27 protein-coding genes are annotated in these 22606 nt (G+C 34.2%); 10 read left to right on the top strand and 17 right to left on the bottom strand.

Features of this window, described 5'->3' with window-relative positions; all coding sequences use genetic code 11:
- Nucleotides 1-131: 131 nt before the first annotated feature.
- Genes NOX90_RS03300 through coxB form a run of 3 tightly spaced genes read right to left on the bottom strand, consistent with a single transcriptional unit; the run spans nt 132 to nt 3351 of the window.
- Complete coding sequence (locus NOX90_RS03300) at nt 132-1019, bottom strand: heme o synthase (RefSeq protein ID WP_375604495.1); 888 nt, start codon at nt 1017-1019, stop codon at nt 132-134.
- A 1-nt stretch (nt 1020) separates the two neighbouring features.
- A complete protein-coding gene (gene ctaD / locus NOX90_RS03295) occupies nt 1021-2571 on the bottom strand; it encodes a cytochrome c oxidase subunit I (protein ID WP_375604494.1) in 1551 nt (516 codons plus the stop codon).
- Between the two features lie 15 nt (nt 2572-2586).
- Nucleotides 2587-3351: a cytochrome c oxidase subunit II gene (coxB, locus tag NOX90_RS03290; RefSeq protein WP_375604493.1), complete on the bottom strand. Its 765-nt coding sequence runs from the start codon at nt 3349-3351 to the stop codon at nt 2587-2589.
- 734 nt (nt 3352-4085) lie between these two features.
- On the opposite strand from coxB, the gene NOX90_RS03285 reads away from it, so the two are divergent.
- Both NOX90_RS03285 and NOX90_RS03280 read left to right on the top strand, forming a co-directional pair.
- Nucleotides 4086-4328: a transposase gene (locus tag NOX90_RS03285; protein ID WP_375603621.1), complete on the top strand. Its 243-nt coding sequence runs from the start codon at nt 4086-4088 to the stop codon at nt 4326-4328.
- 64 nt (nt 4329-4392) lie between these two features.
- Nucleotides 4393-4851, top strand: coding sequence for a transposase (locus NOX90_RS03280; RefSeq protein WP_375604575.1), 459 nt, complete (start codon nt 4393-4395; stop codon nt 4849-4851).
- Here the strand turns inward: NOX90_RS03280 and NOX90_RS03275 are convergent.
- The 4 genes from NOX90_RS03275 to NOX90_RS03260 form a co-directional block, all read right to left on the bottom strand.
- Complete coding sequence (locus NOX90_RS03275; RefSeq protein WP_375604492.1) at nt 4842-5123, bottom strand: transposase; 282 nt, start codon at nt 5121-5123, stop codon at nt 4842-4844. The genes NOX90_RS03280 and NOX90_RS03275 overlap by 10 nt on opposite strands.
- Before the next feature lie 60 nt (nt 5124-5183).
- Nucleotides 5184-5735: a hypothetical protein gene (locus NOX90_RS03270; RefSeq protein WP_375604491.1), complete on the bottom strand. Its 552-nt coding sequence runs from the start codon at nt 5733-5735 to the stop codon at nt 5184-5186.
- A 146-nt stretch (nt 5736-5881) separates the two neighbouring features.
- Nucleotides 5882-6640 carry a twin-arginine translocase subunit TatC gene (gene tatC, locus NOX90_RS03265; protein ID WP_375604490.1) on the bottom strand — a complete coding sequence of 253 codons (759 nt, stop codon included), beginning with the start codon at nt 6638-6640 and terminating at the stop codon, nt 5882-5884.
- The gene (locus NOX90_RS03260) at nt 6637-7746 is read right to left on the bottom strand and encodes a type I glyceraldehyde-3-phosphate dehydrogenase (RefSeq protein WP_375604590.1); all 1110 of its coding nucleotides are present in this window, start codon (nt 7744-7746) and stop codon (nt 6637-6639) included. Before NOX90_RS03260 ends, tatC begins: the two co-directional genes overlap by 4 nt.
- Nucleotides 7747-8324: 578 nt before the next feature.
- Between NOX90_RS03260 and NOX90_RS03255 the strand changes: the two genes are divergently transcribed.
- The 3 genes from NOX90_RS03255 to NOX90_RS03245 all read left to right on the top strand — a co-directional run bounded on the left by NOX90_RS03255 (nt 8325) and on the right by NOX90_RS03245 (nt 10588).
- A complete protein-coding gene (locus tag NOX90_RS03255) occupies nt 8325-8858 on the top strand; it encodes an HK97 family phage prohead protease (protein WP_375604489.1) in 534 nt (177 codons plus the stop codon).
- 124 nt (nt 8859-8982) lie between these two features.
- A complete protein-coding gene (locus NOX90_RS03250; protein WP_375604488.1) occupies nt 8983-10194 on the top strand; it encodes a hypothetical protein in 1212 nt (403 codons plus the stop codon).
- A complete protein-coding gene (locus NOX90_RS03245; protein WP_375604487.1) occupies nt 10166-10588 on the top strand; it encodes a hypothetical protein in 423 nt (140 codons plus the stop codon). Before NOX90_RS03250 ends, NOX90_RS03245 begins: the two co-directional genes overlap by 29 nt.
- 15 nt (nt 10589-10603) lie before the next feature.
- On the opposite strand, the gene NOX90_RS03240 is transcribed toward NOX90_RS03245, so the two are convergent.
- Both NOX90_RS03240 and NOX90_RS03235 read right to left on the bottom strand, forming a co-directional pair.
- Nucleotides 10604-10987: a transposase gene (locus NOX90_RS03240; protein WP_375604573.1), complete on the bottom strand. Its 384-nt coding sequence runs from the start codon at nt 10985-10987 to the stop codon at nt 10604-10606.
- 17 nt (nt 10988-11004) lie between these two features.
- A complete protein-coding gene (locus tag NOX90_RS03235; RefSeq protein WP_375603639.1) occupies nt 11005-11370 on the bottom strand; it encodes a transposase in 366 nt (121 codons plus the stop codon).
- Nucleotides 11371-11416: 46 nt separating this feature from the next.
- On the opposite strand from NOX90_RS03235, the gene NOX90_RS03230 reads away from it, so the two are divergent.
- A complete protein-coding gene (locus NOX90_RS03230) occupies nt 11417-12160 on the top strand; it encodes a hypothetical protein (RefSeq protein ID WP_375604486.1) in 744 nt (247 codons plus the stop codon).
- Here NOX90_RS03230 and NOX90_RS03225 read toward each other — a convergent pair.
- From NOX90_RS03225 to NOX90_RS03215, 3 genes are all read right to left on the bottom strand, one after another.
- Complete coding sequence (locus tag NOX90_RS03225; RefSeq protein ID WP_375604485.1) at nt 12157-13329, bottom strand: CCA tRNA nucleotidyltransferase; 1173 nt, start codon at nt 13327-13329, stop codon at nt 12157-12159. The genes NOX90_RS03230 and NOX90_RS03225 overlap by 4 nt on opposite strands.
- An 80-nt stretch (nt 13330-13409) precedes the next feature.
- The gene (locus NOX90_RS03220; RefSeq protein ID WP_375604484.1) at nt 13410-14555 is read right to left on the bottom strand and encodes a hypothetical protein; all 1146 of its coding nucleotides are present in this window, start codon (nt 14553-14555) and stop codon (nt 13410-13412) included.
- Nucleotides 14556-14728: 173 nt separating this feature from the next.
- Nucleotides 14729-15934 carry a hypothetical protein gene (locus NOX90_RS03215; protein ID WP_375604483.1) on the bottom strand — a complete coding sequence of 402 codons (1206 nt, stop codon included), beginning with the start codon at nt 15932-15934 and terminating at the stop codon, nt 14729-14731.
- Between the two features lie 118 nt (nt 15935-16052).
- On the opposite strand from NOX90_RS03215, the gene ychF reads away from it, so the two are divergent.
- A complete protein-coding gene (gene ychF, locus NOX90_RS03210; protein WP_375604482.1) occupies nt 16053-17147 on the top strand; it encodes a redox-regulated ATPase YchF in 1095 nt (364 codons plus the stop codon).
- A 17-nt stretch (nt 17148-17164) separates the two neighbouring features.
- On the opposite strand, the gene NOX90_RS03205 is transcribed toward ychF, so the two are convergent.
- Nucleotides 17165-17824: a conjugal transfer protein TraJ gene (locus NOX90_RS03205; protein WP_375604481.1), complete on the bottom strand. Its 660-nt coding sequence runs from the start codon at nt 17822-17824 to the stop codon at nt 17165-17167.
- 102 nt (nt 17825-17926) lie between these two features.
- Here NOX90_RS03205 and NOX90_RS03200 point away from each other — a divergent pair, with 102 nt between their 5' ends.
- Both NOX90_RS03200 and NOX90_RS03195 read left to right on the top strand, forming a co-directional pair.
- Nucleotides 17927-18169 (top strand): transposase, encoded by a 243-nt coding sequence (locus NOX90_RS03200; protein ID WP_375603621.1) that lies wholly within the window; start codon nt 17927-17929, stop codon nt 18167-18169.
- Between the two features lie 64 nt (nt 18170-18233).
- The gene (locus NOX90_RS03195; protein ID WP_375604575.1) at nt 18234-18692 is read left to right on the top strand and encodes a transposase; all 459 of its coding nucleotides are present in this window, start codon (nt 18234-18236) and stop codon (nt 18690-18692) included.
- Nucleotides 18693-18733: 41 nt separating this feature from the next.
- Here NOX90_RS03195 and NOX90_RS03190 read toward each other — a convergent pair whose 3' ends face one another.
- The 4 genes from NOX90_RS03190 to NOX90_RS03175 all read right to left on the bottom strand — a co-directional run bounded on the left by NOX90_RS03190 (nt 18734) and on the right by NOX90_RS03175 (nt 21618).
- Entirely contained in the window at nt 18734-19528 is a 795-nt protein-coding gene (locus NOX90_RS03190) for a hypothetical protein (RefSeq protein WP_375604480.1), read from the bottom strand.
- Nucleotides 19529-19601: 73 nt separating this feature from the next.
- Nucleotides 19602-20423 (bottom strand): AAA family ATPase, encoded by an 822-nt coding sequence (locus NOX90_RS03185; RefSeq protein WP_375604479.1) that lies wholly within the window; start codon nt 20421-20423, stop codon nt 19602-19604.
- A gap of 17 nt (nt 20424-20440) precedes the next feature.
- Nucleotides 20441-21028, bottom strand: coding sequence for an L-threonylcarbamoyladenylate synthase (locus NOX90_RS03180; RefSeq protein WP_375604478.1), 588 nt, complete (start codon nt 21026-21028; stop codon nt 20441-20443).
- 110 nt (nt 21029-21138) lie between these two features.
- Nucleotides 21139-21618 (bottom strand): hypothetical protein, encoded by a 480-nt coding sequence (locus tag NOX90_RS03175; protein ID WP_375604477.1) that lies wholly within the window; start codon nt 21616-21618, stop codon nt 21139-21141.
- A 75-nt stretch (nt 21619-21693) separates the two neighbouring features.
- On the opposite strand from NOX90_RS03175, the gene miaA reads away from it, so the two are divergent.
- Nucleotides 21694-22557 (top strand): tRNA (adenosine(37)-N6)-dimethylallyltransferase MiaA, encoded by an 864-nt coding sequence (miaA, locus tag NOX90_RS03170; protein ID WP_375604476.1) that lies wholly within the window; start codon nt 21694-21696, stop codon nt 22555-22557.
- Nucleotides 22558-22606: the final 49 nt, after the last annotated feature.

Below are 22606 nucleotides of genomic sequence, written 5' to 3'. Positions count from 1 at the left end.
AGCACAATTTCTAAAGGTAGTTTAAGCTGCACCTTTAAATTTTATTATAGAAACAAAAAAAAGTGTGACAACGAGCATTACCAAAAGGAAAAGGAAAAAATAGTTTTTATGTTTCTGCCGTTCTTTCATAACTAAAATAAATCAATAGAACAAAAAATAATACTGGCGAATAGGGAAAATAGATAAGAAATCGAGTAAGAAAACATTTGTTTCTGTGAGTTGTGGTTCTTGAATCTGAGAATTGATATAGCGTACCAAATAAAGATGCAACCTGCAAAAATTGCCATGCTTAGATAAAGTAAAGCCTTTTTCAAGAATAGAGCTGGAAGCAAGCTAGTTAGCACCAGCAAGACACTATAAATTAATATATATTTTCTTGTTTTTTCCGGACCATAAACAATATTGAACATTGGAATCGATGCCTTTGCATAGTCTTCAGACTTATTTAAAGATAGGGCCCAAAAGTGTGGTGGAGTCCACATAAAAATTACTAAAAATAAAATGAAACTTTCCCAACTTACAGAATTAGTCACAGCTGCCCAGCCAATCATTGGAGGGAAAGCACCTGCTGCACCACCGATAACGATATTCTGCGGAGTACGCCTTTTTAGCCAAATTGTATATATGAAAACGTAAAATAATATGCTAACAGCAAGCAAAGCAGCAGAAATATAGTTTACTGCTATTGCCATGATAAATACTGATAATATTCCAAGAGTTATACCAAATTCAAGCGCGCTTTCTGCAGAAATTCTACCTGAGGGTATAGGGCGGTTTTTTGTCCTTTCCATGAGCAGATCTATGTCTCTGTCATACCACATATTTATAGCACCTGCAGATCCTGAGCCAAGAGCAACACATATAAGAGATATTAGTGCTAGAAAAGGGTGCATACTACCTGGTGCAGTAACCATACCAGCAACTGCAGTAAATACCACAAGATACATTATCCTTGGCTTCAGCAAACGCCAAAAATCCAGTATTGTTGATTCAACATTTAGCAAAACACTTGTGTACATTCTATTTTACCACTGGTGGTTTTTCGAAAGTATGAAAAGGTGGTGGTGAAGATACCGTCCATTCCAAGGTGTCACCTTTCCAAGGATTATCTCCAGCTTTTTTGCCCCATTTAAAGAGATGTATAACTATAAACACAAAAAACATAACTGAAATGAAGGACATATATGAGCCAATTGAGGATATATAATTCCAAGGGATAAACGCATCAGGATAATCAGGTATACGCCTTGGCATACCAGCTAATCCCAAGAAATGTTGAGGTAAAAAAGTGATATTGGTGCTAATAAAAGTAAGCCAAAAGTGGATTTGACCTAAGCGCTCATTATATTGTTTACCCGACATTTTACCAATCCAATAATAAAAGCCAGCAAAAGCTCCAAATAATGCAGCAAGTGACATGACATAATGGAAGTGAGCAACAACATAGTAGGTATCATGCAGAAGCTTATCTATTCCACCATGAGAGAGAATTATTCCCGTTATGCCACCGCCAACAAACATGAAAATAAAACCTAGTGCAAATAGCATAGGGGTTTTAAACTCAATTGCTCCACCCCACATAGTTGCAATCCAACTAAAGACTTTTACACCAGTTATAACACCGATAAAAATTGTGGTGGTGCTAAAAAATGCAGCAGCGTCAGCACTAAGCCCAACAGTGAACATATGGTGAGCCCAAACCATAAAGCCAAATACTGCTATACCTATCATTGCATAAACCATCCCTATGTAACCAAATACAGGTCTGTGAGAAAAAGTTGATACAACCTGACTTATGATGCCAAATGCAGGAAAAATAATTACGTAAACTTCTGGATGACCAAAAAACCAAAATAAATGTTGAAATAACACAGGGTCACCACCACCTGCAGGATCAAAAAAGGAAGTACCAATATTGCGATCAGTAAGAAGCATAGTTATAGCACCGGCAAGCACTGGTAAGGCAACAATCAACATAAATGCTGTTAGCAAGACAGACCAAACAAACAGTGGCATCTTAGTTAATGACATGCCTTTTGCGCGCATGTTAAATATAGTAACTATAAAGTTGATCGCCCCAACAATTGACGACATACCAGCAACATGAAGTGCAAGTATAGCAAGGTCAACTCCTGCACTTGGATGGGACATTACCTGTGATAAAGGTGGATATAAAGTCCAACCCGTACCTGGACCTTCTCCAGCAAATGCTGAGAGAATGAGCAAAACAAAAGATGACACTAATAACCAGAAACTCAAATTATTCATACGAGGAAATGCCATGTCGGGTGCACCGATCATAAGAGGCACAAACCAATTACCAAATCCTCCCATGAGGGCTGGCATTATCATAAAAAACACCATTATCAATGCATGCCCTGTAACCATTACGTTATATAATTGATAGTTATTGTTAAGTATATTAATGTGCATTAGCTGAGTACGAATAATCACCGATAATAATCCACCAATAATTCCAGCTAATATGGAAAAAATAATGTACAGTGTCCCTATGTCTTTATGGTTGGTGGAAAATAACCAACGCTTTATGCCCTTTGGTGCGTCACTCATATCTATACTCCAAATTTAACTCACTAATTTTCTATTTTCGATCCACTTATTAAAATCTTCTTTGCTTACTGCTTCAACAACAATTGGCATAAATCCATGGCCTTGACCACACAATTCGTAGCACTGCCCATAATAAACACCAGGCTTTTTGATATTAAACCACGCTTCATTTAGCCTACCTGGTATCGCATCAATTTTTACACCAAAAGCCGGTACTCCCCAACTGTGTATCACATCTCCTGCTGTAACTTGTAAACGAACGTTAGTATTAACGGGTAAAATGATGTTGTTATCAACAGAGAATAGCTTTAAATCTCCTTCGATAAAATCTTCTTTTCCCTTAATATAACTATCAAATGACACACCTTGATATTCTGGATATTGGTAGCTCCAATACCATTGATGGCCAATGACTTTTAGTGTTATATCAGCTTTCGGTATTTCTTCCTGTAGCTTCAGTAATTTAGCGTTTTCAAAGGCTAATATACCAACAATAATCGTTGGTATAACAAACCAAATAATTTCTAAAGGAACACTATGGGTAGTTTTACTTATGTTTGTTACTTTGCTTTTACGAAAGCGAAACGCTATATAAGCAAGCAGCGCCCACACAAAAAGCATTATTGCAACCATCACAAGCATCACAAACGAATGTGCCCTAACTACAGCCTCCATTACTTCAGTTGCAGGAGCAGGAAATCCAAATTGCCAGGAAGTAGGAGCAGAGGCAACAGATATATTTGAGTAAAATATTATCAATAGTGCAAATAACTTCACCATATCTTTTGTTTGTTTGCTATAAAACTAAATGATATACTGTATAATAGTATATATAAACTTACTATGCAAATAGAGATTAGTGATGGTTAATAATTTTTTAGCATTCAATAAGTATAATAGTACAATACTAATTTGAGGAAAAAGCATTTACATAAATCTATTGTAAGTAAAAATATTATAATATTTTAAATTAAGAATTTACTTTAAGTAAATTCTATAATAAGTTTAATAGTGTCTGTTACTGCTAATAACCCTCTAGCCTCACACCTAAAAGCAGTAACAGACACTATTAAACTTTATGACAAATTTGCTTATCTATAACTTGCAAGATCAAAATCTTACAAGTGTCTTTATTTCATTATACATTGCAGTTTGTTAATTAACTTTTAATGCCTATGGTAGCATTTACAGCTTGGACCAAAGGTTTATGCATTATAGAAAATAATTATAAAAAAACACACTATTTGTATACCATACAAACTTTTTTCATTTTGCATAGCTGAGTTACTAGGTCCAGAGTGTGATGGTGTGGATTTAGTATCAGGAGTACTGTAAAGATATAAACTCAAAAGGTGTTAAGAGTTTTGAGTCTTTTAGCGTAATATAACAAAGTCATAAAGATGCTCTGTGAGTTGCTGGTGAGACTGACTTCTTAACCATACGCGTCAAGTTAAGAGCATGTCTTCAAACTAAGTAGAAAGGAGTTAAGAAGTGTGTTATAAGATATATTTTAAATGTACCCAAGCGATATAAGTGACAAAGAATGGAAGATGATAGAGCAATATTTTGAACCTAAAAAGACCGGCAGACCAAGAAAACACAGTATCAGAACGATTATCGATGCAATAAGGTATGTGATGAGAACAGGCTGTCAATGGAGACAACTACCTAAGAATTTTCCACCATGGAAAACCGTGTATAGTTGTAATTCGCGTTTAAAAAAAGTGGAATATGGCAAGAAATTCATGATTTTCTAGTTAAAAAACTAAGAAAGATAATTGGTAAGAATGAAACTCCATCAGTAGGAATAATTGACAGTCAATCAGTAAAAACCACTCAAAAAGGGGATCCAGAGGATATGATGCTGGCAAGAAAGTAAAGGGTAGAAAACGCCACATCGTTGTAGATACTCTAGGTCTTGTAATTGCTGCTGAAGTACACAGTGCAAGCATTCAAGATCGTGATGGTGCACTAAATCTTTTTGTTCAAGCCAAATGCAAAGCTCCAACATTACGTAAGTTTTTTGCTGATCAAGGATATACAGGTAAATTGCAAAACCGCTGTTTATTGGAAACTGGATGTTTGTTGACGATTACCAAGAAAGTAGTTGATACAGGATTTCAGGTTATTCCTAAACGTTGGATTGTTGAGAGAACCTTTGCTTGGCTCTCCAATTTTAGACGTATGAGTAAGGATTATGAGCATTCTCCTCTCACTTCAAAAAATAACATCTTTTTTAATATGATCACTATTATGCTTCACAAATTAGCTCATTCTTGAGTTTGAAGACATGCTCTTAGTTTTTTAACTAGAAAATCATGAATTTCTTGCCATATTCCACTTTTTTTTAAACGCGAATTACAACTATACACGGTTTTCCATGGTGGAAAATTCTTAGGTAGTTGTCTCCATTGACAGCCTGTTCTCATCACATACCTTATTGCATCGATAATCGTTCTGATACTGTGTTTTCTTGGTCTGCCGGTCTTTTTAGGTTCAAAATATTGCTCTATCATCTTCCATTCTTTGTCACTTATATCGCTTGGGTACATTTAAAATATATCTTATAACACACTTCTTAACTCCTTTCTACTTAGTTTGAAGACATGCTCTTAGATAGCTCCTCTGTGTTTAATTGGATTACTTTGAGGTACCGTATCAGTAGCTGGATTACTTTTACTATTTATGGTACTTTCATCACTAGCTAAGCTACTTGTTTCAGGTAGATCTTCTTTATCTCCCGTATTATCAATTTGGATACTCTCTTCAGTTACCATGCTCTTCTCATTTTTTAGTCCTAATTTGTAGAATTCCCCAATTACCCCACGAAATTCTGGTGAAAGGTTGCCATTATAACCTGTAATATATTCAATCAGTGAAATATGCCTCACCTCATCTCCATCCTTAGAAGATAAAATCTCTGCTTTTAAAGTTTCTTCAAGAAGATTTAGTTCTTTCGCGCGATTCAAAACTGCTTTAATTTGTTCTGGCAAAACTGATTCAACACTTCCAAGTAATGTCTCCTTACTTTCCCTATTTATTGCTTTAAAAATTTTAAGAAAATCATCTCCTGTTACTTCTCTTACAATTTCATCAATATTCTCCTTCTTTCTGACTGATTTATATAAACGATGACATAAATATTTCTGTTCTTGTGTTAGCATATCAAACTCTCCCACTAAAAATAATAATATACTTTAATTATTATACATTTAAGTAATAAAGTCAAATACTTACCTAAATATCACAAACACTCAAGCAAGAAAAAGGTTCTCGTGCTCGAAAAAGAACGTTACAAATACATATTTATTCAATCCTTTGCCTTCTTCTCAATATACCTACATATCAGAATGGACAATTCATATAGAATCAGCATAGGTATTGCAAGCCCTACTTGGCTTAATACATCAGGTGGAGTTAAGATTGCAGCGATAATAAAAATCACCACTATCGCGATTCTGCGTTTATTTGACAAACTTTGTGTAGTGAGTAACCCTACCCTCACCATCAATGTGAGTATTACTGGAATTTGAAATGCAGTGCCAAATGCAAACATAAATTGGAGAACGAGGTCTAAATATTCGCTAACTGATGGCATAAACTCTATCGGTATATCGAAGGATTTACCACTGTGTTCGAAGTTGATAAAAAACTTCCAGGCTAAAGGAAATATATAGTAATAGACTACAGTAGCTCCCGTTACAAATAAAACCGGTGTTGCAATTAAGTATGGCAACAACACTGCCCTTTCACTTTTATATAACCCAGGTGCTAAGAACATATAGAATTGCCATGCAAACACAGGAAAAGAGAGCAAAAGTGCACTCATCATTGCAACTCTAAGATACACAAAAAATGCCTCCGTTAAGTCTGTGTAAATTAAAGAAAAACCTTCGCTATCTTTTGTTGCTTCTATTAAAGGTGCAAGTAAAAAACGGTATATATTTTCCTTAAAGTAGTAACAAAAACCAAAAGCAACGCAAAAAAATAGAAAGCAAAAGATAACTCTTTTTCTGAGTTCCGCAAAGTGCTCATAAAAAGAGGCATATTTGTTCGAGTTTTCATTCATACTTTACTATGGCTCAATAATGCTATGTCTAACATTCTCAGCGAAAAAGCCCATTCATTGTCATACCACGCTGCAACCCTGCATATATCACCTGTAACATATGTACCAGTTAAATCCACAATTGCACTATAAGGGTTATGCACAAAGTCTATTGAAACTAAAGGTTCCGTACATATAGAAAGTACATTTGACATTGGAGAACCCTCTGTCATCCTAGTACCCCCTGATGTCATCTTAGTACCCTCTGATGTCATCCGAGTAGCTGACACTGGATTAGATTCCAGCGTCACGCGCTGGAATGGAGTAGACGAGAGAGCTGCATCCTTAAACATTTCATTGATTTCTTTAACGGTCGCTTTCTTATCAGTCGTAAATGTAAAATCAACCATAGAAACATTGCTAACTGGAACTCTGACGGCAGTGCCATCTAGCTTTCCTTTTAATTCAGGGATGACAGAACCAATTGTTTTTGCTGCCCCGGTTGTAGTTGGCACCATAGATAATCCGCAAGCTCTTGCTCTACGCAAATCTTTATGATTACCATCAAGAATATTTTGATCATTCGTGTAGGCATGTATAGTAGTCATAAAACCGCTTTTTATGCCTAAACTAGAATGTAGGACTTTCACAATCGGAGCAAGGCAATTTGTAGTGCAAGAACCTGCTGATATCACTTTATGCTCTTTTTCGAGCATATCGTTATTCACACCATAAACTATAGTGACATCAGCATCCGGAACTGGAGCAGAGACAATTACTTTCTCTGCATTGTGCCTTATTGCTTCTTCACGTTTGTTGAATGCACCAGTACATTCAAGTATTACATCAACATTCCAAGGAATATTTTCAGGGCTCCGTTCTCTATATAAAGAAAACTTTTTGCCATTTATAGAAATCCAATTTTGAGACTCATTAAAATCAATATCACCACTGAATTTGCCATGAACAGAATCATATTTAATCAAATGTGCATGCTGCTTTGCACTGAGTGATCCATTTACAGCTACAACTTCTATTTGTTTGCTATATTCTTCTATTTCGAAAATAGCACGCAATACGCCTCTGCCTATTCTACCAAGACCATTAATTCCTACACGAATCGTCATCTCTTCATTCAAAAAAGTTAATTATAGAGGATATCGCTTGATATTTCATTTTATTCTTTTGCTTTTCTATTGATATGAATTCTGTTTAGTAAATTTCTTAACGTTTATAATTTAGATTAGTTGCGGCTTAAAAGCAGCTAAATCGCTCTTAATCAAGCGTTTTAGAATAAAAAAAACGCCGATATTTTAGTACATAGTAAATAGCCAACCACCACGGGGCTTCTTTTGCCTTTTTTTTCATTTGGTAAATTTCTTAAATATTTATACGGAAGGTACCGCGTGACGCTGGAATCCCAAAAAAAAGGATGACACCTCTGGGCACTGGGATGACAAAAAAAGGAGGCTACTTGCATGACACCATTCTTTTTCCTCGATCCAAGTAGTCAAGGCACTGGGATATAGAGTGAACCAGTGTCAGCTACTTTCATGACATCGTTGTAACATTGTACCATATTACAATTTAGCGTTTTTAGTAACTAAAAAAATGCTTCCTCCTTTTAGAGCACTGCATATAATAGAATTATATCGCAGTGCATTGCGAAACAAAATTCCCAATACTATAACCTACAGGAGGCTTTATGAATAAGAAATTTCTCTATTCACCATTGTCAATAAAAATCATAGGAGAAAACGGTATATTTTCTGGTTATGCTAGCGTTTTTAACATAGTTGATAAACAAAATGACCTGATCTTACCTGGGGCATTTAAGGAAAACTTAAACAGAAATAAAATAAAACTCCTTTGGCAGCATAATCCTGACGAACCCATAGGTAGCATCATAGATATTTATGAAAATGATGTTGGTCTATATATAATTGCACATTTACTTTTGGGTATTCAGAAAGCAGAAGAAGTGTATTTGATGCTCAAAACTGGAACAATTAACGGACTTTCCATCGGCTATATACCTATAGAGTATGATGTTGATCATAAAAGCGGAGCTCGGGTGTTAAAACAAGTGGAATTATGGGAAGTCAGTTTAGTCACTTTTCCTGCAAACTCAGCCGCCCAGGTGATCAACGTAAAAAATCAGAACAATGAACAGGAAATGTTAGCAAGAGCGATAGAAAAAGCAAATGCTGTACTTACAAACACGTGTATTTCTGCTTAAAGTGTAAAGACTTTACCATAATTTGACACCTGCATTAGTATTTATTTAATATTTACACTAATATATATAACTTTATTACTGTTAAAATTTTCTGTAAATCGAAGTTAAAAACTAAGGTAATTTTATGCACAATACTAATAATAAGGTTGATTATGAAACTAATGTTAAACAAAAATACAGTTGGTCTACTGTATTTTCTTGGTTATTTCTAAAAACGATTGGACGAATACTACCAAAGAAATGGAACAAATGGGCAGAAAATATTCTATATTACAATACAACTACTGGAAGTGATGAAACTCATACTGATAAAACAACAGATGAAAGTGCTCAAATTGATTTAAAACCTGAAGTAGCAGTAAAAGAAAGTCAAAGTGAAGTAGTGAGTGAAGATGAAAAAGTTCAAACTAATAAGGATGAAGCTACATTTCAAGATACGACAATGCAGACCGAGTGTGTTGAAACAACGGATAAAAATATTGGAGCTGACTTAAAACCTGAGGTTGCAGAAAAAGGGAGCCAGAGTGAAGTAATAAGTAAGGATGAAGCTACATTTCAAGATACGACAATGCAGACCAAATACGTCGAAACAACGGATAGAAATTTCCAAGCTAGTTTAGAATCTGAAAAAGAAAAGGCATTGGAGGATAAGAATGAAGAATTAAAGGAACAACTGGAGGATGTAAGTCAGGCACTAAAAGCGTTTATTAGGCTCTGTGATGATCAAGCACAGCAGATTGCAGACTTACAATTAGGAGATGACTTCTTAGAAGAGGAAAATAAAGAGTTAAGATCTAAACTTGCAGAACTTGAAAGGAATTATAGAGAATTGGCAGAAGTTGCAAAAAAACGAGGAGAAGAATTTTTAGCAAAATTAGAGGAAAAATCTAAGGAGATATTGAAACTGAACAAAGAATTAATTGAGCGCAGTACAGAATTTGCCAATAAAACAGAAAAGCTTTCAGTAGATGCAGAAAAAAAAGACGCAAAAATAAATAATTTAATGCGGTTAAATGAAGGATTAGATGAAGATAAAAAGAAAATGGAAGCTGAAGTGGAGAATCTGAAAAAACAACTACAAAGTGCTCAGGAATCCAAACAACAACTGGAGGAAGGAAAAATTGATTTAGAAGGTAAATTGAAAGATTTAAGCAGTCAATTAAGCACTGCAGTAAGCGAGAAAAAGGACTTAGAAAATGAGGTTGCCAGGCTACAAGAACAAGTACGGACATTAGAAGAAAGTAAAGAATGGGAATCAGCTGGAATAGAGGGTAAATTAAAGGAAACTTCCTCGATCGTGATGGAAATTGTTAGTGCAGCAACTACCACTAAATAATCAAGAGCAACAACTACAGGGAAAAGAAGTTGACTTAATAGAAAGACTAAAGGCAGAATTAAAGAAAAAATCAGATGAAGAGTTACAAGAAACCAGAGAAAAGCTTGCAGAACAAGAGAAGTTGATTGAGCAGTTACAAAAGGAGCAGCAGCAAGCAGAAAAAGCTGATATTAAGAAACTACAGGAAGAAAAAGAAAACATGGAAAAACAATTGAAAATAATGCAACAACAACTGCTAAATAATCAAGAACAACAAAAGTTGGAAGAAAAGTTAAAGGGTGTTGATAGAAGATTAGAAGATATTGGTGAAAAAACTAAAAAATCACAAGAACAAACAAAAGCTCACAAGCCAGATACAGTGAGTACAGTATCTACTGCAAAATCAACTACTTAGAGCATGTCTTCAAACTCAAGAATGAGCTAATTTGTGAAGCATAATAGTGATCATATTAAAAAAGATGTTATTTTTTGAAGTGAGAGGAGAATGCTCATAATCCTTACTCATACGTCTAAAATTGGAGAGCCAAGCAAAGGTTCTCTCAACAATCCAACGTTTAGGAATAACCTGAAATCCTGTATCAACTACTTTCTTGGTAATCGTCAACAAACATCCAGTTTCCAATAAACAGCGGTTTTGCAATTTACCTGTATATCCTTGATCAGCAAAAAACTTACGTAATGTTGGAGCTTTGCATTTGGCTTGAACAAAAAGATTTAGTGCACCATCACGATCTTGAATGCTTGCACTGTGTACTTCAGCAGCAATTACAAGACCTAGAGTATCTACAACGATGTGGCGTTTTCTACCCTTTACTTTCTTGCCAGCATCATATCCTCTGGATCCCCTTTTTGAGTGGTTTTTACTGATTGACTGTCAATTATTCCTACTGATGGAGTTTCATTCTTACCAATTATCTTTCTTAGTTTTTTAACTAGAAAATCATGAATTTCTTGCCATATTCCACTTTTTTTTAAACGCGAATTACAACTATACACGGTTTTCCATGGTGGAAAATTCTTAGGTAGTTGTCTCCATTGACAGCCTGTTCTCATCACATACCTTATTGCATCGATAATCGTTCTGATACTGTGTTTTCTTGGTCTGCCGGTCTTTTTAGGTTCAAAATATTGCTCTATCATCTTCCATTCTTTGTCACTTATATCGCTTGGGTACATTTAAAATATATCTTATAACACACTTCTTAACTCCTTTCTACTTAGTTTGAAGACATGCTCTGAATCAACCCTTTCAAAATTGCGGAACTTGCCCAATAAGCTTTTTGGGAATCAGAATCTCAATAACTTTTTATCTAAGAAAAACGAGGAGTTAAAAAAAGGTTTTCCTGAATTTGAAAAGAAACACTTTTGTCATAACGTACATAATAAAACCATAAAATTTCTATCAAATCAAAATCATGGTAAATTTGAAAGCAGTAAGCTGCTTGAATTATTAGAAAGTAATTTGGAACAATCCGCAAGGGAGATCATAGAAGCCAAGGTTAAAGAAGTTGTCAACGAACATTGTAACATTGGAAAAAATGTAGGTAAAGAACTACAAGATGGCACGTTAAAAGCCAAGTTGTTAACTTCTGTTAAGCAATGCATGAAAAAATTAAATTTTAACGAAAAAGATGCAGTTGCAACTAGAGATTCTATCTTGCAAAGCTTTAATAGCAAAAATAATAATAATAACGACTCAGGAGAATTACTTAAAGAAATTGTTGTGAAAGAGCTAATAGAAGCTAGAATGAGATTTTTTTTAGATAAGATTCAAAAGTTACAGCTAGTATCAAGCATAAGAGATAAATTTTTATCTCCAGATCAGGGAATGTGTAATCAAACTCAAGGAGGAGTAAACAAATATCAATTAACAGAAAAAGCTAAAAAAGAATACACACCTCATTCCTCGATGAGTTCCCCTAATATTGCAAGCATACATTTATTGAATGCCCAGAGAGTAGCCTAAAGTAGACCCTTAGCATAAAGCACCAGCTCCTCTTTTGTTAAAGTGTAGGAGCTGTCTTCCCAATGTTGCCTGAGCAACTCTAAGTTTTTACCTAAACTTTTTCCTGGCTGGTGACCTATACTTATTAAATCATCGCCAGATAAAGGAAATTTTGGAATATTGAATGTGTTAGCAAACGAAATGTATTTATCAACATTTTCTCCAGACTCAGCACCACAAATTCTTACTAAATCACAATATAGTTCCCTACCAAATAAAGATATGTATTTTTTTTGCTCTCTTTCTGAGAGTTCTGTTTTGATATCGTTGGATAGTAAAAATAGCAGCTTTTTCTTTTGCTTGTTCGAAAGACGTAAAAATTTGCTTACATATTCTCCAAGACTTAGCCTGTCATTTTTGGTAGTCCTAAGAAGTAACGCTAATTTTACTAGTGCATCAGTGCCGAAAAGAAGTGACGAAGACAGAATTTCGCATTTTACTTCTTTTGGGATAATCTTTTGCAAAACATCAGATTCTTGCATGCTCTTAAGTGTTGGAAAAGGATCATTGCACTCCAGCAATTTAAGTACTTCATCTCTTATTCTCTCTCCAGAGAGGTTTTGGATCATATGCGAATGCTTTTTGCATATGCTTAGTATTTCATCACTCAAATCTCCGACACATATTTTTGCATGAAAACGAAATGCTCTTAAAATACGTAAATAATCCTCTTTAATTCTATCTTCAGCGTTACCTATAAAGTTTAACCTTTGCGCTTTTAAGTCCTCTATACCACCAAAGTAATCATATATATGGCCATGCTTATCTGCGTATAGAGCGTTAAATGTAAAGTCACGCCTTGAAGCATCAGCTTGCCAATTATTGGTAAATTCTACTTTTGCATGTCTACCGTCACACTTTACATCATGTCTTAGTGTTGTAATCTCAAAGGATCTTTTGTTTAAAATTGCAGTGATAGTTCCATGTTTTAAGCCAGTTGGAATAGTTTTTATATTACGGAGTTTTAACGCTTTAATTGCTTGATCAGGCAGAAGATTGGTAGCGAGGTCAATGTCGTGAACGTCACGCTGCAAAATTGAGTCTCTCACACACCCGCCGACAAGCCTAGCCTCACCACCAAATTCCTCTATGGCATCGATAATTAAACTAGTCTCATGGTCAACTTGCATTTAGTTAGTATATGCTGCAGTTCATATTATATGAAATGCAAGCAAAAAGCCCTATATAAAAATATACAGGGCTATGAAGTTTATTTTACGGATATTTGTTGCTGCTGATCTTCTATTTTTACTTCTTCCATACTACATCTTGGGTTAAGAGACTGTGCATAAATAGAGTCTTCCTGCTCTTGAAGTTGCCTTGCAAGCAAAAAGTCTTTTTCCTCCTGATCTTGGAGTTGCTTTGCATAGAGGAGATCTTCTTGCCCTTGAACTTCTCTTGCAAGCAAGGAATCTTGTTGTTCTTGTGCTAATATATTAAGCAGTGGTTCGAAATGACTACAGCCTTCGTTCATCATATGTATAATAGATTGATCATTGTAATTTAGGTGATCAAGCGTCATATTTCCTGAAGAATCAATAAGGCTATGCGTTTGACCTAATTCAATAAAGCCTAGCACACCTGCTAGTAACTGAAATGCTTCATCAGAGTTAATTTCTTGTAACTTTTGAGTAAGCGCTTCATTAGAATCAGAGCCAATTATTGCCTGCTGAATTTCCACACCAAATTCACCTCTACCTTGAGATACTTCTCTTTGCAAAAATTTAAAATAAGATTGATCTTCAATAAAGTGCAATCTAACACCATACTTCCCACAGAGTATTCTACCTTCAACTTCGGGATCACCCCATCTATTATTACTCATGATGTTTATTACATAAGTATTCAAATCTTCACTACGGTGCTGGCCATTATTATCATGACTATTCACAATTGCATTCGCAAACCATTCTGGTGGATTATTTTGTGCAAATTCTCTGCAGTCATTCCTTAACTGCTCTACAGTAACTTGTACCCCTGTTTGCTGTTCTAACCCTTGTCTGAACGAATCGAAAAAGCAGTTTCCGTCATCGATTGCCCGCCCTACATAAAAATTGTCAGGTTTGTTTAATTTTTGTTCCCTACTACCTTGTTTTTCTGCTTTTTCAGTAACTTTTTTCTCTAAATCAAAAATTTCGTTCCATTCGTATCTACCTTCTAATCCTAGCCTTCTACTTTCCTTTTCTGCTGCATTAGCTAAGTCTTTTTTGGAAACATCCTGCTTACTTTCAAATAACTTGTATAAAGCTTTGAAAAGTGATATTAAAGGAGTTCTGAAATCAAAGTTTTTTTCTTTTTTAATTGTATTGACTTCAATTTCATGTAAGTCTATTATTAGTTGTTGATTTGAGTTCATGATTTTACCCCTCTAGATATTAAGCTATATATTACTATACCAATCAAGGTAATAATAAATCATTAATTAGGACTAAGAAAAACCTCACGTTCTTACACTCCATTTAATCTAGGCTTAAAAATTAAGGCATTTTTATAGAATACCCTATGTAGAAGTATATAGGGCTATGAAGTTTATTTTATGTATATTTGTTGCTGTTGATGAGGTGTTACTCTTGGTTCTTCCATGCTACATGATGGACTCAAAGACTTCTGCTGCTCAGAACGCTCTATGTGCTGCTCTATATCACTAACGCACTGCCCTATAACAACATTAATTTCTCCATCAGCATTTTTTGCCAATAACTCATCAAATCTCTTCTCAACCTCTTCTCTCTCAGAGATATCCTTTGAAAGGTTACAATATTTTAAGATCTCATCTAACTGATATTGTTTTGCTAATAGGAAATCTTCTTTCTCTTGAACTTCCTTAGTTTTAGCTCTAGAGTAATGACCACTTTCAAGATATATTGTTTCTCGCTCTTTACTGCCCCATAACTCGTCTTTTTTCTTTACATACTCAGGATTTATCATGTTTGGGTCTGGTTTATATATTGTTGCATTTTCCTGACCCTCAAAATATGCTTCGATTTCAGTATTAGATAAAGAAGCTAAAATAGGGATTTCACCGTGAAAAACAAAATACCCTTGTCTTTGTATTGCTTGCAAATAAGTCTGATAAAAGGCTTCTTGACAAACAACTGAATCTAATATTATTTCGTTATTAGTTATATATTCCTCTTTATATTTTTCTTCAGTAAGCGTGGTGTCAAGTATATATGCACAAGACTCAAGCTCTTCCTCTACTCTATTATACAATGTTTCCTCATTTTCTTTCTTTAGTAAATCTTCGATACTAAGCAAATCTCTTTGCTGCGCATTACGCTCATTATGTGCACTGATAGCTTGCCTTATTACTTCATATATTTCATTACGAAATTTTTCATCCTTAGAAAACTTTTCTATAATTCTATCTTTTAAAGCTTTTGTTCTTTCAACACTTTCATTCATTACATCGTTAACTTTTTTATTTGTTTCCTCAATGAGTCCTTTCATCTCTTTTGGTACATTAAGCACTTCCCCAGTGTTACTCAATAGATCTACAAAAAATATTTTTAAGTGTTGCTTAAGAGGATTTGGCATTTTTGGATCACTTAAGGATTTAAATTGACTTAAAAATTTGTGCCATTCCATTCTCATATCTTGCGCTCTTTCAGCTTCATATATAACAGAGCTGTTGTCAGCAAACACTGCATGGAAAAAGCAATTGCCATCACCTGTAGTATCATATTTAACTACTTGACTATTAGTTGGTAATTTCCGTTCCCTAGATTGAAGCATAACTTTTACCTTAATTTAAGCTATATATTAATATACCAACAACACTGTCAATAAGTAACTAATTAGGTATAGCAGAAATTTTTAAATTATGCAATAGTTATAATTTTACATAGCAAATATGAGTTTTAACTGCGGTATAGTTGGACTGCCAAACATAGGAAAATCAACCTTATTTAATGCACTTACAGAGTCAAGTGCAGCCGAAGCTGCAAATTATCCTTTTTGCACAATCGAGCCAAATATAGGCAAGATTTCGATAAAAGATCAGCGTTTGAAACAAATCGCAGCAATTGCCGGTTCAGAGAAGACAATCTATAACCAATTAGAAGTTGTGGATATTGCAGGTCTGGTAAAGGGTGCAAGCAAAGGTGAAGGACTCGGAAACAAATTTTTAAGCCATATCAGAGAAGTTGATGCCATCGTTCATCTGCTCAGGTGCTTTACGGATGACGATATCAGCCATATACACAGTAAAATAGATCCAATATCAGATGCTGAAGTGGTAGAAATGGAATTAATCCTAGCTGATATTGATAGCATAGAAAAAAGGCTACCTCAGTTGGAANAAAAAGCAAAACAAGGCGATAAAGAGCTAAAGAAACAACTTGAGCTAATGCAAGAGGTTCTAGCTACTTTGAAACTCGGTAAACCTGCAAGAAGCTTGGAGAATATCGATGAAGATGAGATGAAGTCGCTTCAATTGCTGACAACAAAGCCCATTATGTACGTTTGCAATGTTGAAGATACAAATGTTATAACTGGCAATGAATTATCTAAAAAGGTAGAGAGAATGGCGGAGGAAAATAAAAGCAAATTTTATTGCATTTCAGCAAAACTTGAAGCAGATATTGCAAACCTTGATAGCGAAGAGGAAAAACAGAGTTTTTTATCAGAATTTGGCTTACAAGAATCAGGCCTTGATGGAGTAGCGCGTATCATGTATGAAGTGCTGAGTATGATAACTTTCTTTACTGTAGGGCCAAAAGAAGCACGTGCATGGCCAGTAAAAATAGGATCAACAGCTGACAAAGCTGCAGGTGTAATCCACACTGATTTTGAGAAAGGCTTCATAAAAGCAGAAACTATAAGCTTTGCAGACTACATAAAGTATGGAAGTGAATCAGCTTGCAAAGACGCAGGAAAAATTCGCTTTGAAGGCAGAGATTATATCGTACAAGATGGTGATATAATGCACTTTAAGTTTAATGTGTAGTAATATTTTAAATGTGATTATCTGTATTTATAACCATTAACAATAAATTTAAATGGTATTATGCCACCCAGGGCTGCCTGAATATTGGACAAAGTAAAGCTGATCTCAACAGCCTGATTTTTTACCTCCTTATTTTGCTCAATTGTAAGAACTACAGTAGCATTTCCAGCAAATGTAACTAGGTCCTTGGTCGATCGGTCAATAGATAATGTTATTACGTTTATGTTGGTAATTTTTCTTTTGGATGAAACAGCTTCATTATTCGTTTTTTCCTGAAAGCCTTGATAGATTTTATGTATAGAATTGTTTCTTATAAAATTTTCTTGGTACTTCGGTTCAACGATCTTAATGGACTCATATATTTCGATGTATTTACTTATTAAGTACCTCGCTGTGGAAGTGTATTCATCTTCCTTTTTACTGAAACTAAGCTTATGCATTGCAGAGAACTCATCTTCTGTGTGGTTCATATACTTCACAAAATTTAAATCTTTTTTAACAGGAAATAACAGGTATATATTTAATGTTAATAAACATAAGCATACTAGGAGAAGCGATACTATTAATGCCATCCAAGATCTTTCTGCTACACAAAACAGATACCTATGGCAGTACCATTCGACTGCTTTACTGAAATAACTTTTGTTTTTTACTGATTTAAGCAATTTATCTTCCATAACACAATACTACCAGACCTAATTATAATAACAATAAGCTTAGAGCATGTCTTCAAACTAAGTAGAAAGGAGTTAAGAAGTGTGTTATAAGATATATTTTAAATGTACCCAAGCGATATAAGTGACAAAGAATGGAAGATGATAGAGCAATATTTTGAACCTAAAAAGACCGGCAGACCAAGAAAACACAGTATCAGAACGATTATCGATGCAATAAGGTATGTGATGAGAACAGGCTGTCAATGGAGACAACTACCTAAGAATTTTCCACCATGGAAAACCGTGTATAGTTGTAATTCGCGTTTAAAAAAAGTGGAATATGGCAAGAAATTCATGATTTTCTAGTTAAAAAACTAAGAAAGATAATTGGTAAGAATGAAACTCCATCAGTAGGAATAATTGACAGTCAATCAGTAAAAACCACTCAAAAAGGGGATCCAGAGGATATGATGCTGGCAAGAAAGTAAAGGGTAGAAAACGCCACATCGTTGTAGATACTCTAGGTCTTGTAATTGCTGCTGAAGTACACAGTGCAAGCATTCAAGATCGTGATGGTGCACTAAATCTTTTTGTTCAAGCCAAATGCAAAGCTCCAACATTACGTAAGTTTTTTGCTGATCAAGGATATACAGGTAAATTGCAAAACCGCTGTTTATTGGAAACTGGATGTTTGTTGACGATTACCAAGAAAGTAGTTGATACAGGATTTCAGGTTATTCCTAAACGTTGGATTGTTGAGAGAACCTTTGCTTGGCTCTCCAATTTTAGACGTATGAGTAAGGATTATGAGCATTCTCCTCTCACTTCAAAAAATAACATCTTTTTTAATATGATCACTATTATGCTTCACAAATTAGCTCATTCTTGAGTTTGAAGACATGCTCAAAATTAGATACTCTAAAAAAAACTTTAAAATATGTCTAAATTTTCCCAAATAGGATGAATGATTATATCACCTTGTTCTGCAATGAGGTAGAATTTATCGATTTTGCTCACATCTATATTTATCATTTTTACACTGAAATTTTCAGGATCATAAGTATTACTTTCTACACTTTTGTGATAATTATAATAATGTAATTTATTTTGATCATCAAAATAACCAAATTCATCAGCAAAGGTTCCCACTTTTCTACCTTTACCACTTTTGACTAGCTCAAATAGATCAATTACATGGTTTTGGAATCCAGGCTCAATAGGCCCTTCTGCAGCAAAAAATTTAGGTGCATGACCAACGTATTCCTTAAATTTTAGATTATGAGTCTTTTTTACACTACCAAAATCCACAAACTTATATTCATCTGAAACGCCAGAATATTGTGGATCATACTTTTTATATTCAAAAAACTCGTTACCTAAAAAATTACAAAACGTTAATTTATAATCATCATGATCGGATTTAACGACTTTAAGGTAATGAAAATCTCTAGGAATCTTTACTTCCTCTTCCGTAATATGATTACGTACAACAAGCTCACCATTTAGCATATGATAGCCAATTTTTGGCAAAGTGGCTATATTGATTGCCTTGTTTAACTTTAAATTTGCCTCATAGATGCCGCTTAACAACTCCTTTCCTTTTTCTAAGGTGACGTCCTGGTCTAAAGCTATATTCTTGATTGAACTCAATTCTTTCTGCATGTTCAGTATGGCTTTTGTCAAAACTTCTATTGATTGCCATACAGTTAATTTATTATCAGTCAAATTATATACTTCAAGTATTAAATTAACAGGATTTTATCATGAATTTATGTTAAAAGTATTATACTTTGTAAACTTATGTCATGATATTAACTACATTAGCTAAAACATGCTTTTTATCTAAGTGGAGTTGCTTAGCAATAACAAAAAGTTCATCTATTTTTTTCCACTGACCTAGTAAAATTTCAACACCATTTACCTCTCTCTTTATGCTTTCTAAAATGAAGGCCTGAATTATATATGATGCTAATTCTAGTTCGATTTCGCTATTAATTACTTTATTAATCATATTGGGATTCTTTAAATCATGAAGGAATTTATAAAAGCATTTGTATGCTTCATAAGCATCACTACTTATTGCATTTATTATCATTCCTGGCATTCCAGGAAATAAAGTAATCATTTCATCAAACGTTTTATCATCAGATTTACATTGAGATGAAGCAACTTGCTTTGTTTCATCATAAGTTAATGGGAGTAAATTCAGCTGAAAGCACCTACACCGGATAGTAGCTTGTATATCATATGGCTTATGGCTAATTATAAATATCTTAGAATTTTTTGGCGGCTCTTCTAATATTTTCAATATTGCATTTTTAGCGTTATTAGTCATTGCCTCTAAGCTATCTATTATAGCTATTTTGTGTTCTGATTGAATAGGACTTAAGTGTAGAAAGTTTTTCATTTCTCTGACTTTTTCTATTCCGATAGTATCACCTTCAACAATGTGTAAGTCCAATGCTACTTCATTATAGCTTTTTATGAGTAACCAATTGGAGAAGGATTTTGCAAGTGTTGCTTTTCCTATACCTTTTTTACCACAGATCAGCCAAGACTGAACAGACAAGTTGTTCATTAATTTTTTTTTGGCTTGGTTGTGACCTATTACTTTTTTCATTCTTTCTCCTATAGATCTTAGTTTGAAAATGCGTTGTTTACTGTTTGTAATGAAATTGCACCTTCCCTTAAAACCTTAATCTTATCTTCGGTTAAGTCAATAATAGTAGATTCTGTACCAGAAACTAGTTCATCATCTTCAATCACTACAGATAAATGTTGCTTAATGGATTGTGGTATATCGTCTGCCTTACATAAACTTTTTTCTCCTGAAATATTTATACTAGTTGCAACTATTGGAACTTTCAGTTTATTTAATATTGAAATTGCAATAGGATGCTTAGGGATTCTGATGCCTATACTATCTTTAAAGAACTCGTTTGGCAATATATTGTTGTTTTTAAGTGGTAAAATATAGGTAATTGGTCCAGGAGAAAAGTGATTTACTAAACCAATATACTTTTTCTTTAGCTTTGCTATTTTTGTCAAATTGTAAATATCACTAACAAATATAGACAGTGGCTTATTTTGAGAGCGTTTCTTTATCTGATATATTTTTCCTATAGATTTATTATTTAATGCATTACAAGCAAGAGCATACACTGTTTCTGTTGGAAAACACACTAACAAGTTATTCTGTATTGCATTTATTATTTTAGATACCATATAGCTAAAAACTTATTCATAACAACTAGTGTTGCATTGTATCTTATATAGTAACTGCTAGTTTTTGTGAACGTAATGCAACGCAGCTTACCATTTGTTATGCAGATTTGCTACAACCCAAACTCTTCATTGACTTTATCCATTATTGCCTGTGGTGGATCCTCTCCCCATCCTGAATACAAAATCTCTCCATAGTCTGCAACATCTATAGAGCCAGTTCTGCTTTTTGCTAGAAACATTTCTCTTTTCTCTTTATCAACTAATACATAATGCCACGCTGATTTTCCACGATCTTTACCACGGACTAAATATATGAGATCTGATCTACTTCTTTTTGTTGCATCAGCAAAAGATCTTTCATTGACAGTTCTGCTTTTGCTTTTGATACCACCGCTTTCAGAAAAAGCTTCCTTAGATTCGTTTTTTTTGCCTGCTAATTCAGAAATTTTTCCTTTTTCCCCTAATGCACGTTCTTTGGTGTTTTGAGATGAATACTTGCTGGAAAAACCTCCTCCTGAAGCATTTCCATTATTAGAAATCCTGTTTGCAAAACGCTTAGCAAATGAATCATTATCGTTTTTTTCTGCCATAAAAATCTCCAAATTTTAGATTGTAGGACCCAAATTTTTACTACACTCTATCATACGTTAATTAAATTAATATAAATGAAAAATAATATAGTAATTATTACAGGAATTACGGCCTCAGGTAAATCAGAATTGTGTGATAACCTGATAAAAGAATATAATAATATCAGCATAATAAATTGTGATTCAAAGCAGGTATACAAAGAAATTCCCATAATTACTGCTCAACCGCCAAAGCAAGAAGAATTTTATAAACTATATGGTTATGTTTCAGCAAAAGAAAATTATTCCGTGGGTCTATGGTTAGAGGATTTAGAAAAAGAAGTTAATCACGCATTAGAAAATGCTCAAATACCTATCATCACTGGAGGAAGTGGGCTCTACATTAGCAGCTTAATCAAGGGCTTATCATCAATGCCACAAATAAGTCAGGAAGTGAGGAAAAATGTAAGTGAATTAAGCAAAAATTTAAGTAAAGAAGAGTTCTATAAGTTAGTGCTAAGTAAAGACTCAAAAATTCAGGGTAAAATATTCATGAATGACTTGCATCGCCTTTCAAGGGCACTTGAAGTTATCACCGAAACTGGCAAGTCAATTTTTGTGTGGCAAGAACATAGACAGCCTCCCTTGTTCAATAATTTTAAGATACACACAATTTTGCCTAAGCGTGAAAACGTATATCAAAAAATAAATTCTCGTTTCATTACAATGGTTGAAAATGGAGCAATTGATGAAGTAAAGAAGCTACTTAGCATGAACCTAGCTCCACATTTGCCAGCTATGAAAGCACACGGAGTGCCAGAAATTATAAAATACTTGAAAGGTGAGATTAATTTAGACGAAGCGATACAAATTGCTCAAACAAACACAAGACACTATGCGAAACGTCAATATACTTGGTTTAAAAATCAGTTCCCAAATTCTGTAAAAGACAAGATTTAATCTGACAGACAAGAATTAACTGATAAAAGAATTAAAACTAATATCAGGC

It is taken from the genome of Wolbachia endosymbiont of Anurida maritima (genome assembly GCF_042182995.1).
Taxonomy (GTDB): domain Bacteria; phylum Pseudomonadota; class Alphaproteobacteria; order Rickettsiales; family Anaplasmataceae; genus Wolbachia.
Note: the sequence above shows the minus strand (reverse complement) of the source record. Positions and strands in the feature narration are given on the sequence as shown.